12 protein-coding genes are annotated in these 14,895 nt (G+C 26.5%); all 12 read left to right on the forward strand.

All coding sequences use genetic code 11. From position 1 onward, the window contains the following. Window positions 1–203 precede the first annotated feature (203 nt). The 12 genes from mgtA (at window position 204) to ACYUEX_RS02745 (ending at window position 14,836) form a co-directional block, all read left to right on the forward strand. Window positions 204–2,894, forward strand: a complete 2,691-nt coding sequence (mgtA, locus tag ACYUEX_RS02690) for a magnesium-translocating P-type ATPase (protein WP_460286458.1) — start codon at window positions 204–206, stop codon at window positions 2,892–2,894. Window positions 2,895–3,067: 173 nt separating this feature from the next. Continuing rightward, on the forward strand, window positions 3,068–3,697 hold the full coding sequence (locus tag ACYUEX_RS02695; protein WP_460286459.1) for an HAD family hydrolase: 630 nt from the start codon (window positions 3,068–3,070) through the stop codon (window positions 3,695–3,697). After that, on the forward strand, window positions 3,697–4,719 hold the full coding sequence (locus ACYUEX_RS02700) for an ROK family protein (RefSeq protein ID WP_460286460.1): 1,023 nt from the start codon (window positions 3,697–3,699) through the stop codon (window positions 4,717–4,719). Before ACYUEX_RS02695 ends, ACYUEX_RS02700 begins: the two co-directional genes overlap by 1 nt. Window positions 4,720–4,964: 245 nt before the next feature. Next, window positions 4,965–5,657: a response regulator gene (locus tag ACYUEX_RS02705; protein WP_460286461.1), complete on the forward strand. Its 693-nt coding sequence runs from the start codon at window positions 4,965–4,967 to the stop codon at window positions 5,655–5,657. A gap of 10 nt (window positions 5,658–5,667) precedes the next feature. Beyond that, entirely contained in the window at window positions 5,668–6,648 is a 981-nt protein-coding gene (locus ACYUEX_RS02710; protein WP_460286462.1) for a sensor histidine kinase, read from the forward strand. Between the two features lie 171 nt (window positions 6,649–6,819). Beyond that, window positions 6,820–7,671 carry an undecaprenyl-diphosphate phosphatase gene (locus tag ACYUEX_RS02715; protein WP_460286515.1) on the forward strand — a complete coding sequence of 284 codons (852 nt, stop codon included), beginning with the start codon at window positions 6,820–6,822 and terminating at the stop codon, window positions 7,669–7,671. 12 nt (window positions 7,672–7,683) lie between these two features. After that, window positions 7,684–8,430 (forward strand): ABC transporter ATP-binding protein, encoded by a 747-nt coding sequence (locus ACYUEX_RS02720; RefSeq protein WP_460286463.1) that lies wholly within the window; start codon window positions 7,684–7,686, stop codon window positions 8,428–8,430. Beyond that, complete coding sequence (locus ACYUEX_RS02725; RefSeq protein WP_460286464.1) at window positions 8,430–10,280, forward strand: ABC transporter permease; 1,851 nt, start codon at window positions 8,430–8,432, stop codon at window positions 10,278–10,280. Before ACYUEX_RS02720 ends, ACYUEX_RS02725 begins: the two co-directional genes overlap by 1 nt. A gap of 113 nt (window positions 10,281–10,393) precedes the next feature. Continuing rightward, a complete protein-coding gene (locus tag ACYUEX_RS02730; RefSeq protein WP_460286465.1) occupies window positions 10,394–11,065 on the forward strand; it encodes a response regulator transcription factor in 672 nt (223 codons plus the stop codon). A gap of 56 nt (window positions 11,066–11,121) precedes the next feature. Continuing rightward, window positions 11,122–12,090, forward strand: coding sequence for an ATP-binding protein (locus ACYUEX_RS02735; protein WP_460286466.1), 969 nt, complete (start codon window positions 11,122–11,124; stop codon window positions 12,088–12,090). A gap of 95 nt (window positions 12,091–12,185) precedes the next feature. After that, complete coding sequence (locus ACYUEX_RS02740) at window positions 12,186–12,938, forward strand: ABC transporter ATP-binding protein (protein WP_460286467.1); 753 nt, start codon at window positions 12,186–12,188, stop codon at window positions 12,936–12,938. Next, window positions 12,938–14,836, forward strand: coding sequence for an ABC transporter permease (locus ACYUEX_RS02745; RefSeq protein WP_460286468.1), 1,899 nt, complete (start codon window positions 12,938–12,940; stop codon window positions 14,834–14,836). The genes ACYUEX_RS02740 and ACYUEX_RS02745 overlap by 1 nt, the downstream gene beginning before the upstream one ends. Window positions 14,837–14,895: the final 59 nt, after the last annotated feature.

Here is a 14,895-nt window from a genome sequence, read left to right on the forward strand (position 1 = left end):
GAATGGATGAAGAGAGTAGTAAGAACATAGACCCATTAGGGAGAAGTATGATTTTCGTAAGCACGATGAATTTATTATGTACTAGATTGTACATTCATTCCTCTTGCTCATTACAATTGAATAATTTACATTAGTATTTCTTTTGGGTTTATGTCTTACTTTCTAAAAAAATATTAAAATCTATTTTTTAGGAGGGAAAGACAATGAAAAAAAGAATATTGAAAAAAAACACTACTAATGAATTAAGATTAGCTGAAACAAAGAATAGATTAATTTCAGCTGCAATTCAAAATGAAAGTGCTATATTAAAGATATATGATACAAGCTATAATGGCTATGAAGAAAGTAAAGTTGAATTAATGAGAGAGAAGTTTGGAAAAAATGAAGTTACTCATCAAAAAGGTGACTCTTTATTAAAAAGACTTTTAGAAGCTTTTATTAATCCATTTACTATAATTTTATTGATTTTAGCAGTTATATCATTCATTACAGATATAGCTATTGTTGAACCAGCAAACAGAGATGCAACATCAGTTATTATAGTAACTACAATGGTTTTAGTTAGTGGAATCCTTCGTTTTGTACAAGAGGCAAGGTCAAGTAAAGCAGCTGAAAAGCTAAGTGAAATGGTTAAGACAACTATAAGTGTAGAGCGTAAAGAAATTGGAAGACAAGAAATTTCAATTAATGAAATTGTAGTTGGAGATATAATTCATTTAGCGGCTGGTGATATGATTCCAGCTGATGTTAGAATATTAAGATCTAAGGATTTATTTATAAGTCAATCATCATTAACTGGTGAAAGTGAACCAGTTGAAAAAATAGATAAGGCTATTATAAGTGATTGTAAAAATCCTGTTGATATGAATAATTTAGCTTTTATGGGAAGTAATGTTATTAGTGGTTCAGCTACAGCAATAGCAATTAATGTTGGAGACGATACAATATTTGGTTCTATGGCAAAGCAAATAGTAGGTAAAAAAGTTACTACAAGCTTTGAAAAAGGTGTAAACTCAGTATCCTGGGTATTAATTAGATTTATGTTAGTAATGGTTCCGATAGTGCTATTCATGAATGGTTTTACTAAAGGAGATTGGATGGAAGCATTTCTATTTGCTCTTTCTATTGCAGTAGGTCTTACCCCAGAAATGCTACCAATGATTGTTTCAGCAAACCTTGCAAAAGGTGCAGTTTCTATGTCAAAGAAAAAAGTAATAGTTAAAGATTTAAATGCAATACAAAATTTTGGATCTATGGATGTTCTTTGTACTGATAAAACTGGAACACTTACACAAGATAAAGTTGTTTTAGAATATTCTCTTGATATTGAAGGAAATGAAGATAGTAGAGTATTACGCCATGCTTTTCTTAACAGCTATCATCAAACAGGATTAAAAAACTTAATGGATATAGCTATAGTAAATCATGCAAATGAAAAAGATATGATTGAATTATGGAAAGATTATAAAAAAGTAGATGAAATACCATTTGATTTTAGTCGTCGTCGTATGAGTGTAGTAGTTGAAGATAAATATGGTAAAACTCAACTTATTACAAAAGGAGCAATTGAAGAAATGATATCAGTTTGCTCACATGTAGAATATAAGGGGAAAATAGAACCTATTACAGAAAAAATAAAAGATGAAATTCTAGAGACAGTTGCAGGCTACAATAGAGAAGGAATGCGTATATTAGGTATTGCTCAAAAGAATAATCCATCAAAAGTAGGAGAACTTTCAGTAAAAGATGAAGCTGATATGGTTCTAATAGGATATCTTGCATTCTTAGATCCTCCAAAGAAAAGTACAGCTGGAGCAATAAAGGCTCTTGAGGAGTATGGTGTTAATGTTAAAATTCTTACTGGAGATAATGATGCTGTAACATCTTCAATTTGTCGTCAAGTTGGAATAAAAGTAAGTAATTTATTGCTTGGATCAGATATTGAAGAAATGGATGATGAACTACTTAGTGAAGTAGTAGAAGAAACTAATGTATTTGCTAAGCTTTCACCACAACAAAAGGTACGTGTTGTAGCTGCTTTAAGAAATAATGGACATACTGTTGGTTTTATGGGAGACGGAATAAATGATGCAGGAGCTATGACAGAAGCAGATGTTGGGATTTCTGTAGATACAGCAGTAGATATATCTAAAGAATCAGCTAACATTATATTGTTAGAAAAAGATTTGATGGTTTTAGAAGATGGAGTAATAGAAGGCAGAAAGATATATGCAAATATCATTAAATATATTAAAATGACAGCAAGCTCTAACTTTGGAAATATGTTTTCTGTTCTAGCAGCAAGTATATTCTTACCATTCTTACCTATGATGCCAATACAGCTTTTAATGCTAAATTTAATTTATGATATTTCTTGTATAGCTATTCCTTGGGATAATGTAGATGAAGATTATCTTAAAGCACCTCGTAAATGGGATGCAGGCTCCATTAGCAAGTTTATGATTTGGATTGGACCAACTAGCTCAGTTTTTGATATTGCAACTTATATTCTAATGTATTTCTTTATTTGTCCATTTGTATTTGGCGGACAATTCCATACACTAAATGAAGTGCAACAGTTAGGGTTTATGGGACTTTTCCATGCAGGATGGTTTGTTGAATCACTATGGTCTCAAACTCTTGTAATTCATATGATTAGGACACCACGTATTCCATTTATTCAAAGCCGTGCATCATGGAAGCTTACAACATTAACAACATTAGGAATAGCAATAGGAACTATAATTCCTTATACAGCTTTTGGAAAGGCTTTAGATATGGTTGCTATGCCAGCAATTTATTTCCCTTGTCTAGTTATAATAATAATTCTTTATATGGCATTAGCAACAGTTTTAAAGAAAGCTTTTATAAATAGATATGGTGAGTTATTGTAAATATTTATTAAAGAAAACAAGCTAAGTTTTAAATTTAGCTTGTTTTTATTTAATGAGCAATGAATATATAAATTTAGAGTATTATTAATTGTTGAATAATTTATAAAATTATGATAAAATACTTTTGCAATAAACTTTTAAAAGGTTATATTAAAAGTTAAGGAGAGAGAAAATTGAGAAAATACAAATGTGTAATATTTGATTTAGACGGAACAATTTTAAATACAGAAAGAATGAATATGATACCTCTACAAAGGTTAATTAAAGAAGAACTTGGACAAGATATATCATATGAAAACTTATTGAAATATAAAGCATATGCAGGAAAAAAGACAATAGAAGAATTAGGTTTTAAGAATATAGAGAAAGCTTACGATAAATGGGTGAAGTATGTAAATGAATTTGAAGAAGGGGCTACATTATATGATGGCCTTGATGAAGTTATAAAAACTTTATATAAAGAAGGAATCATATGTGCAATAGCAAGTTCTAAAATGAAAAATCAATATGAAATAGATTTTGTACCTACTGGATTGCAAAAATATATTAAATGTGAAGTGTTAGCTGATGATACAGAAAAGCATAAACCTTATCCAGATCCATTGCTTAAGGTTGCCGAAATACTAGATATATCACCAAAGGAGTGTATGTATATAGGTGATACAATATTTGACTTTAAAGCTACAAAAGCAGCTGGTATGGATTTTGGAATAGCCATATGGGGAGCAGATAGCTTAGATGGTATAGAAGCTGATTTTAATTTAAAAGAGCCAAGAGATATTTTAAAGGAGTTAAATATTTAATGAAAAAAATTGCAGGAACACCAAAGGAACTTAAAAATGTAAATACTTCATTAATAATGAATTCTATAAGGACTAGAGGTAATGCAACGAGAGGTGAAATTGTTAAAGATACAGGAATAAGCCATACAACTGTAAGAGGAATACTTAATGAACTAATTGAAATAGATGAAATAATATCTATTGGATTGGATGAATCAAGTGGTGGAAGAAGAGCAGAAAGATATAAAATTAATTCTAATAAAAGGTATGTAATAGTACTTTCAGTAGAAGAAGCAAAAATAGTATATAGAGTGGTAAATGCCTTAGGTGAAGTCTTAGAGGAGAATACTAAACTAATAAATGGTGTAGAGGATACTAAAACTATAATAGATTCCATAGAAGGTTTATATAGAGTTTATTCTAATATAGAGGGAATAGGAATCAGTGTACCAGGAATAGTGACTAAAGATGGGTTTTTATCTGGAATTAAGATGGAAGAGTGGAAAGAGATAAAAATAAAGAAACAGCTTGAGGAGAAGTATAAAATTCCGATAATATTAGAAAATGATATAAACTCAACTTCTATAGCTTTTTATAATGATTATGTAGAAAAGAATAATTGTAGAAGTATGAGCCTTGTGTATATAAGTTTTACTTCATTAGGAGTAGGATCAGGAATAATAGTAAATGGAAATGTTTTAAAGGGTGACGATGGATATGCAGGTGAAATTGGTTTTATACCTATGAAAGATAAGTTTTTAAACATTGCTATGATGAGTGATCTAGATGATGATACCTATTGCAGAATAATTATAGATACTATTAAAACTATATCAGCTATAATTAATCCTAAAGTAGTGGTTTTAGGTGGAAGTAGTTTTAAATATGAGATGAAAGATAAAATAATAAATCAGTATGATAAAGAATTTAATATAAAAACTAAAATACTAATAGAGAATAAAGAAGCTGATTATGCTTTAGAAGGAATAAAAGAAAAGGCATTAAGCTTAATAAATAAAGAGGTTAAGCTTATTGAAATTTAATTTAAACTAAATTAGTTTATTATAAGTATGGAGGGCGTTATAGTTTTTACTAGCGTAACCAAAATACTTTTAAATAAAATTGAAAGTTATGGCTATAATTTAATATAAGCCATAACTTTTCTTTTTACTAAGAAACACATAATTAATAAGAGTTCTTATATAAATACCTTACTAAAATGTAATACAAATATGTATGGAATAATTGTATAATTAATGTAATTCAATAATTATAGGGAGTAAATAATATGAATTATAAAATATATATTATAGAAGATGATTTATCAATAAGCCTTTTATTAAAAGAATATATATCTAAATATCAATTTGATGTAAAAGTAGTAGAAAACTTTGAAAATATAATGGATGAATTTAATGAATTCAATCCTGATCTTGTATTATTGGATGTTAACTTACCTAAGTTTGATGGTTTTTATTGGTGTAGGAAAATAAGACAAGAGTCGAAAGTACCAATAATATTTATATCAGCTAGAGATAGTGGAATGGATCAAGTTATGGCCCTTGAAAATGGGGGAGATGATTATATAACCAAGCCTTTTTATTATGAGGTTGTTATGGCAAAGATAAAAAGTCATATAAGAAGAGCCTTTGGAGATTATGCCCCTAAAATGAATGAGAGAATAGTAGAACTTGATGGATTGATATTTTATCCAGAAAGATCAGAAATAGAGTTTAATGATAAGAAATTAATAATAACGAAAAAGGAAGGTATATTATTAGAATATCTTATTAAAAAATATCCTAAAGTTGTAGATAGAGATTTCCTTTTAGAAAAGATATGGGATGATATCGAATTTGTAGAAGAAAATACATTAAATGTTAATATAAGCAGAATAAGAAAGAGGCTTCAAGAGATTGGAATATATAATGGAATAGAAACTGTAAGAACAGTTGGATATAGGTTAAATAAAACCTGGTAGGAGAATTAAAATGAAATTATTTATAAAGGATAGTAAAGGATATATAATTATATATTTCTTAAGCCTTATTATTACATTAAGCTATATAACACTTTTAGGTAATTTAAATCTAAATGAGCGTTTCTATATATTATTATTTAATACATTTATTTTATTTGTTTTCTTGGGAAGTAGATATTATAAAAATAAAGAAGTTTATAAATTCTTAGAGAAGAACTTAAATAATTTAGATGATTCTGTATTGAATTTAGGAGATTCAGTTTTAGGAGAAAGCATATCTAATGTTTTAAAAAGAGCAAATAGTTTATATGAAAATAAAATTATGGAATTCAACAAAAGCCATGAGGATCATTTGACATTTATAAATCAGTGGGTTCATCAAATGAAAACACCTTTATCAGTTATACAGTTACAGCTGCAAGAGTATGAAGGGGAAGAGCCTATTGAAAATATTAAAAAAGAAGTATATAAGTTAAATAGGGGACTAAATATGGCAATGTATTTTGCTAGGCTAGATTCATTTCAAAAAGATTTTATAATAGAGAAAATTTATTTATATAAGTTGGTTATGGACAAAATAAATGAGGAAAAAACCTTATTTATTAAAAATAAAATAAAACCAGTAGTTGAAATAGATGAAGATATAGAAATATATAGTGATGCAAAGTGGGTTAAGTTTATATTAGAACAGCTTATTGTTAATGGGATAAAATATTCTAAAGGCGTTGGAAAAGAGTTAATAATAAGAGCTTATGAAGATTCAGGATTTGTTAGATTAAATGTAATAGATGAGGGTGTAGGAATAAATAAAAAAGATATTAAAAGAGTATTTGACCCATTTTTTACAGGAGAAAATGGACGTAAATTCGGTGAATCTACTGGTATGGGATTATACATAGTAAAAAAGGTTTGTGATAAATTAGATCATAAGGTAGTAATAGATTCTAAAATTGGAGGTGGAACAATAGTTACAGTAATGTTTAAAAAGTAGGATTATTTATCCTACTTTTTTTAGTAAATTAGCCTAGGTTCCAGAAGTTTTAAAAATAGAATAGTCGAAGGTGACATACATGTAATAATCCTGTAAGGTTTAAAGATAGTAGAAATAAAGTAATTTCCTTTAAACTAGATATATAAAGTTTAAAGGAGGATAAATAAGGTGATTGATATAATATTTATATTAAAAGCGATTATAATTGGAATAGTAGAAGGACTTACAGAATTTATTCCTGTATCTTCTACAGGACATATGATATTAATTGGAAGCTTAATAAATTTTAATGGCGAGTTTGCTAAAATGTTTGAGGTAGTAATTCAATTAGGCGCAATACTAGCTGTAATAGTTCTTTACTGGAAGAAAATTAGTGAAAGTATAATAGAATTTTTAAAATTTATAATTACTAAAGGAAAAGAAGGTAGCGTGGGGTTTAAGTTTGGAATTAATATTATAATAGCTTCTATTCCAATGGGGATTATAGGTGTATTATTTTATAAGAAAATAAAATCTTTATTTAAGCCAGAAGCTGTAATTATAGGTTTCATAGTAGGTGGCATTTTATTATTAATAGTGGAAAATATATTTAGAAATAGAAAAAAGCTAACTTATAATATAGATGATATAAGTTATATTCAAGCTTTAAAGGTAGGTATATTACAAGTTTTAGCTGTTTGGCCAGGAATGTCTAGAAGTGCATCAACTATTATGGGAGGATGGATTGCAGGAATGTCAACATCAATAGCTGCTGAATTTTCATTCTTTTTAGCTATTCCAGCAATGATAGGTTCATCAGGTAAAGACTTATTTGAATTTGATTACTCTATAATGACATCAACTTTATGGATTGCATTAATATTAGGATTTATTGTTGCCTTTATAGTATCGATGATAGTTATTAAAAAATTTATTGGTTATTTAAAGAAAAAGCCTATGAGAATATTTGCAATATACAGGATTTTAGTAGGAATTTTACTTGCTATATTAGTATTTAAAAAAGTTATAACATTAACGGTATAAAGGGAGAGAAAAATGGAAGTTTTAACAGTTAAAAATTTAAAGAAGATATATGGAAATAAAGTTGTATTTAGCGCTTTAAATAATATTAACTTTAATATAGAAAAGGGAGAATTTGTAGGGATAATGGGGCCTTCGGGAAGTGGAAAGACAACACTCTTAAATATGATTTCTACAATAGATAAACCTACTTCAGGAGAAATAAAAGTAAATAATGTTAATCCTTTAATACTTAAAGGAGATGAATTGGCGTTATTCAGGAGGAGAAAGTTAGGCTTTGTATTCCAAGATTTTAATTTAATAAATACATTGACTATTGGTGAAAACATATTGTTACCATTGACCTTAGATGGAGTATCAATAAATGAGCAATATAAAAGGCTACAAAGAGTAGCAGATATTCTTGGTATAAAAGAATTGCTAAATAAAAGGACCTTTGAAGTGTCTGGAGGTGAAGCTCAAAGAACAGCAGTTGCAAGAGCTTTAATACACAATCCATCAATTCTTCTAGCAGATGAACCTACTGGAAATTTAGATTCAAAAGCATCGAGGATAGTAATGGAGCTATTTGAAAAAATAAATAAGGAGGAAAATGTCACTACAATGATAGTCACACATGATCCATTAGCAGCCAGCTATTGTAATAGAATTTTATTTATAAAGGATGGATCAATATATAATGAAATTTATAAAGGGGATAATAGACAACAGTTTTATCAAGAAATTTTAGATGTTCTTGCGTTACTAGGAGGGGGAAGATAATGAATTTTATAGAGTTCGCCACTAGAAATGTAGGAAGAAATATAAGGGCATATTTTGGATATTTCTTAAGTAGTAGTATTTCAGCAGCGTTATTATTTTCATTTACTATGCTAATACTGCATCCAGAATTAGATATAAGTAGCTTTCGCAACTACTTACAAGTTGGATTTTATTTAACTATGGCAATAGCATACGTATTTTTATGCTTCTTTATATTTTATTCTGTAAGTGTATTTTTAAAAAGTAGATATAAAGAGTTTGGAACACTATATATTCTAGGAGCTTCAGATAAACAAATAAAGAAAATGATTATAATTGAAAATATTTTGATTAGTTCTATATCTGGTGTGATTGGAATTATATTAGGATTAATTTTTTCAAAAATATTTTTAGTAGCTAGTGGGAAGTTATTAGGTTATGATATTTTAACTTTTTATTTCCCAACTAAGGCAATGATAATTACAATAATGGCGTTTATTTTAATGGGAGGAATAATTTCTATTTTCACTGCTAGTATAATAAAAGAAGATAAGGTTTTAGCATTGCTTAAAGCAACAGAAAAACCAAAGGATGAACCAGAAACATCGAGTATTCTTACATTAATTTGCATTGTATTAATTGTTGTAGGATACTATTTTTCAATTACCTCAACCATGAAAAATATAATATATAGAATTGTGCCTGTAACAGTAATTGTTATAATCGGAACTTATTTATTGTTTTCCCAGTTTAGTGTTTTTATAGTAGATAAGCTAAGAAGCATTAGAAGGTTTTATATGAATAAAACAGCATTATTATGGGTTTCAAATCTTTTATATAGAATAAAAGATAATGTAAGAATGTTTTTTATTATAACAATAACTTCAGCAGTGGCATTTACGTCAATTGGAGGAGTATATTCATTTTGGCTTAATAAGGAATCAGAAGTGGATAAAAATTTTCCTCAAGCATTTTTCTATTCCTTTGATGAAGATAATATAAATATTGATGAAAAAATAATGTTTTTTGAAGATGATTTAAAGGAGTATAACTATAATTATACAAAGGTTAAGGGTGAAATAAAATCACTACAATATAATAATAATGAGATAAATATAATAAGTGAAAGTACCTATAATATTTTAGCTAATTCACTTAAAAAAGATAATATACTTCTTAATGAAAATGAAGCTGTATTAGAAGCACAAGTTACACAAGGGCTTAAAAATATATCAATTGATAGTATGAATATAGAAGTTACTTCAGTTTTAGAATATAGAGTTCTTCCAGCTTTATATGAGGATTTATATATTATAAATGACGAAGAATATAATAAAATCAATGCTTCAGTATTTTCATTTTATAGTATTAATATAGATAATTATAAAGAAACTTTGGATATATCTAAAAAATATATAGAGAAGTTTCCAGAAGAAAACTATAGTAAAGAAGAGATTCTTCTAATAAAGGCTAATATGTTAGAAGCCATTAAATTAGGGTATGGAATATTTATGTTTCTAGCAATATTTATAGGAATAATCTTCTTTGTAACTACTGCTAGCTTTCTATATAATAAATATTATATGGATATAGAAGAGGATAAAGTGAAGTATAACAATCTAAATAAAATAGGATTAACCTTTAAAGAAATAAAGAAAATATCAACTATAGAAATTGGAGTATTATTTTTACTTCCTTATATAGTTGCAGTAGTACACTCTTTATTTGCACTATTAGCATTAAATAATGCATTTGAAATGGAAATAAGAATATCAGCAATTACAGTAATGGGAAGCTTTTTAATTATTCAAGTTATATACTTCCTTGTTATTAGAAAAAGATATTTAATTGAGATAAAAAGAAATTTATAAAAAATAAGGGTGATTAAATGTCACCTTTATTTTGTTATATTAAAATTAATATATTTATTATTTTAATATGTATAATGGTATAATTTAGATAAAAACATTGAGAGGTATCTATAATGAAAGAAATTTTATTAATTGAAGATGATTTTGATTTAGGTAAACAGCTTTCTTCATCACTAAGTAAATGGGGATTTAGCGTTGATTTAATAGATGATTTTAATAATATAATAGAGGAATTTATAAATATAAAGCCAAGCTTAGTAATAATGGATGTTAATTTACCTTATTACGATGGTTTTTATTGGTGTGAAAAAATTAGAGAAATATCTAAAGTTCCAATAATATTTTTATCTTCAAGGGATTCTAATATGGATTTAATTATGGGAATTAATAATGGCGGAGATGATTATATAACCAAGCCATTTTCTATAGAAGTTTTAATAACTAAGATAAATGCAATTCTTAGAAGAAGTTATGATTATGTGGGTTTAGATTCTATTATGTATTATAAGAATACTATTTTAGATATGGAAAAGTGTACTTTTAAGTATGAAGATAATATCATTGACTTAACTAAAAATGAAATGAAAATTTTATCAATTCTTATTAAAAATAAAGGTAAGGTAGTATCAAGAGATAAGATTATGATGAGTTTATGGAATGATGATGAGTTTGTAAGTGATAATACATTAACAGTAAATGTAACTAGGCTTAGAAGCAGACTTAAAGATGAATTAGGATTAAATGATTTTATAAAGACCAAGAAAGGCATAGGGTATATGATTTAATGGATTTAATAAGGTTTATAAAGGAGAAAGCATTAAATGTAATACTTTTAATTATTTTGATAGTTATAATAAATGTATATTTAATTTCTATAAATTCCTTCAATAATAGAATTGGAGATCTAGTTTATTTAGACTTTATTATAATTGCTATTTATGTAATATATTTTTATATAAATTATAATAGTTGTAAGAAAAAGTACCATGATATATATAATTCAATTTCAAATAAAAAGGATATTTCTATAGAAGATATTAAAGGAACTTCATTAGAAGAAGAGATAATGTTAAATATTATAGAAAATAAAGAAAAAAAATATGATGCTAAAGTACATACATATGAAGAACAATTAAGGGATATGGAAGAATATATTTCTAAGTGGATTCATGAAATAAAGCTTCCTATAACAGCACTTAATATAATCTCTGATGAAATAGAAGAACATAATGTATCAGATAGTGTCAAAAATGAAGTTGAAAAAATTAATTTTTTAGTTAATTCAGTAATGTATGGTAGTAGAGCTACAGTTGCATCAGAAGATATATTTATTAAAGAAGAAAATTTAGAGACTATAGTGAAGAAGTCAATAAAAAATAATGCATTTTTCTTAATAAAAAATAAGATAGAAGTGTCTACAAATAATTTAAATTATAATGTTTATAGCGATGGGAAATGGATTATTTATGTTTTAGATCAATTAATTAATAATGCAATTAAATATTCAAAAGAAAATAGTAAAATTGAGTTTTATGCAGAAAATCATAATGATTGTATAAAGCTATGTATTAAAGACTATGGAATTGGAATAGCAAAAGAAGATATAGATAGAGTGTTTAATAAAGGGTTTACAGGAAGTAATGGTAGAAATAAAGTATACAAATCTACAGGAATGGGGCTTTATTTTACAAAGAAAATATTAAATAAATTAGAGCATGAAATTTCTGTTGAATCAATTAAGAATGAATATACTTTGTTTAGTATATATTTTTATAACATATCAGATTATCTAAAGGTTACTAAAATGTAACATTAGAATTTAAAAGGTAAGGTTAGGTGAAGGAATCCAAATTAAAAAACTATTAAAATAGAATTAAAGTTAAATTAATTTTGGAGGATTTAGTTATGAAAGAAATTTTAAAATTAAAGGATGTATCTAAAGAATATGGTGTTAAGGGATTTAGGACAAGAGTATTAAATAAAATAAACTTTACTGTAAATGAAGGCGATTTTATTTCAATAATGGGACCATCAGGAGCAGGAAAGACAACTTTGCTTAATTTAATATCCACATTAGATAAGCCGACTAAAGGAGAAATAATTCTTGATGGATTAGATATAACTAAGATTAAAAATAAAGAGTTATCTAATTTAAGAAGAGATAAAATAGGATTTATATTTCAGGACTATAACCTTTTAGATAATATGAACTTAATGGATAATATAGCATTACCTTTGGCACTTGGAAGAAAGAGAACTAAAGATATTGAAAATAAAGTTATTAATATTGCCAAAATATTTGGTCTTAATGAACACTTGAAAAAGTATCCATATGAATTATCAGGAGGACAAAAGCAAAGGGGGGCAGCAGCTAGAGCATTAATAACTAGCCCAAAAGTAATATTTGCAGATGAGCCTACTGGAGCCTTAGATTCAAGATCATCATCAGATTTGTTAGAATCTTTAAGTAGAGCAAATAAAGAAGAAAAGGCAACTATTGTTATGGTTACTCATGATGCTGTTACTGCAAGCTATTCAAATAAAGTTTATATTTTAAGTGATGGGGAAATAAAGTGTCAATTAAATAAAGGAGATAATAGAAAAGAGTTTTACGGAAAAATAATTGATATGTTAGCATCCTTAGGAGGTGCTAAATAATGAGCGTATTTAATATAGCTTATAACAACTTTAAGAACAATATAAAAGTTTATACTATGTTCTTTATCTCTATGATATTTTCTGTAGTTGTGTTAAGTAACTTCTTAATAATGATGGATGGAGATGTAATGAATGTCCTTGGTGATATGAATGAGGAATATAGTAAGCTCATATTACAAATGATAACTATTATTTTAGTAATATTTATGTTTTTCTTTATTTGGTATGCATCTAATATATTCTTGAGAAATAGAAAAAAGGAAATTGGAATTTATGCATTTATGGGACTTGATTCATTTGTAATAGGAAAAATATATTTTATTGAAATGATGTTAATTGGAGTAAGTGCATCAATAATAGGTACAATAATAGGTGTAGTTTTATCAAAGTTTTTTCAAATTGTAGTTTTTAAAATTGCAGATTTTAATATAGATGTTTCATTTAATGTAAGTATAAATTCAATTATCTACACTATATTAATTTTTATGTGCATATTCTTATTTATGAGTATAAAAGGATTTATAAGCATAGTTAGAAGTAGGATTGTAGATCTTTTAAATGAAAGTAAAAAGCAAGAGAAGATGCCAAAGGTTAATTTTCTTATTTATATAATTGCAATAATATCATTAATTTTAATAGGCTATGGTTATTATTTAGTAGATAAAGAAGCAACAAATGCCGTTAAGACCTTAATATTAGTTTGTATAGGAACATATGGATTGTTTGGAGCTGTATTTCCAATAATATTTAATTTTTTAGTTAATAAGAAATCTATATTATATAAAGGATCAAATATTATAACTATAAATAATTTAGCTTATAGGCTTAAGAAGAATTATACTGTTTATGCAACTATAGCCATTCTTACAGCAACAACTACAACTGTATTAGGAACAGCCTTTTCAATGAAGACCACGTATGAAAATAGTCAAAAAAATATTACATTATATTCTTTAGCTATTGCATCTACAGATAATTTTGATACTAAAAAAATATCTAATATATTAAATAATGTAGGAGAAGAGAAATATTCATTAAGTACTAAAGTAGTGAAAGTTAATAGTACATTAAAAGATGTTCCACAACATGAAAATGATGAGTATATAGTTATATCTTATGAGAATTTAGTAAATATATTAAAAGCTAATGGAGATGAAAAAAACTTAGAAAAATTTAATGAAGATATGGTTCAGGGAAAAAAGGCCATATATATTGAACGACCTGGTACACTTATGAGCTTATTAACAAATATTAAAGATATTACATTAAATGATATTCCATTTGAAGTAAGTGAAAGTACTAGAGTTAGGGTTTTTGGTGAAGCTTTAAATTATTCAACTGTAGTTGTAAATAATGATGAATATGAAAATCTTAAAGAAACATCAACTGAATTAAACTTTTATGGTAGTAAAATAGAAAATGAAGAAGAAATATTAAGTGGAATAAATGAAATAGGTGAATATGTTAATCTAGAAGCTACAAAAGGTTATTATGGCTTATATGAATTAAATAAAATTGATTGGATAAAATTTGTTTATGCAATTGGAGGGTTCTTATTTTTAGTTATGGTGTTAGCTGAAGCAAGTATAATTTATATAAAAATTTATAGTGATGCAAATGAAGATAAGCAAAAATATAAAACCTTACTAAGTATAGGAGCTTCTAAAAAGGATATAAGTAAATCAATAAATAGTGAGGTAACTTTATTTTACTTTATTCCACTATCAGTTGGAGCAATTAATAGCTATTTTGCAATTAATGTATTAGCTGACTTTATGAAGGAAAATTTAAACTCTGTATATTTATTGAGTTTAATAATTTGCACAATTATATTTGCTATTAATTGTATTATTTCCATTATAGGATTTAAGAAAATTATAGGAATTAATAAAAGTTAATTAAAAATAATAAAAAATCACGAACTTGTAAATTCCGTGATTTTTTTATTATTTAAGTA

Source organism: Clostridium sp. CTA-7, from assembly GCF_054768095.1.

Excerpts from the sequence above, each read along its gene's own strand:
- ACYUEX_RS02730 (WP_460286465.1), top strand. The coding sequence starts at position 10,394 with ATGAAAGAAATTTTATTAATTGAAGATGATTTTGATTTAGGTAAACAG.
- ACYUEX_RS02720 (WP_460286463.1), top strand. The coding sequence starts at position 7,684 with ATGGAAGTTTTAACAGTTAAAAATTTAAAGAAGATATATGGAAATAAA.
- ACYUEX_RS02700 (WP_460286460.1), top strand. The coding sequence starts at position 3,697 with ATGAAAAAAATTGCAGGAACACCAAAGGAACTTAAAAATGTAAATACT.
- ACYUEX_RS02740 (WP_460286467.1), top strand. The coding sequence starts at position 12,186 with ATGAAAGAAATTTTAAAATTAAAGGATGTATCTAAAGAATATGGTGTT.
- mgtA (WP_460286458.1), top strand. The coding sequence starts at position 204 with ATGAAAAAAAGAATATTGAAAAAAAACACTACTAATGAATTAAGATTA.
- ACYUEX_RS02725 (WP_460286464.1), top strand. The coding sequence starts at position 8,430 with ATGAATTTTATAGAGTTCGCCACTAGAAATGTAGGAAGAAATATAAGG.
- ACYUEX_RS02710 (WP_460286462.1), top strand. The coding sequence starts at position 5,668 with ATGAAATTATTTATAAAGGATAGTAAAGGATATATAATTATATATTTC.
- ACYUEX_RS02705 (WP_460286461.1), top strand. The coding sequence starts at position 4,965 with ATGAATTATAAAATATATATTATAGAAGATGATTTATCAATAAGCCTT.
- ACYUEX_RS02745 (WP_460286468.1), top strand. The coding sequence starts at position 12,938 with ATGAGCGTATTTAATATAGCTTATAACAACTTTAAGAACAATATAAAA.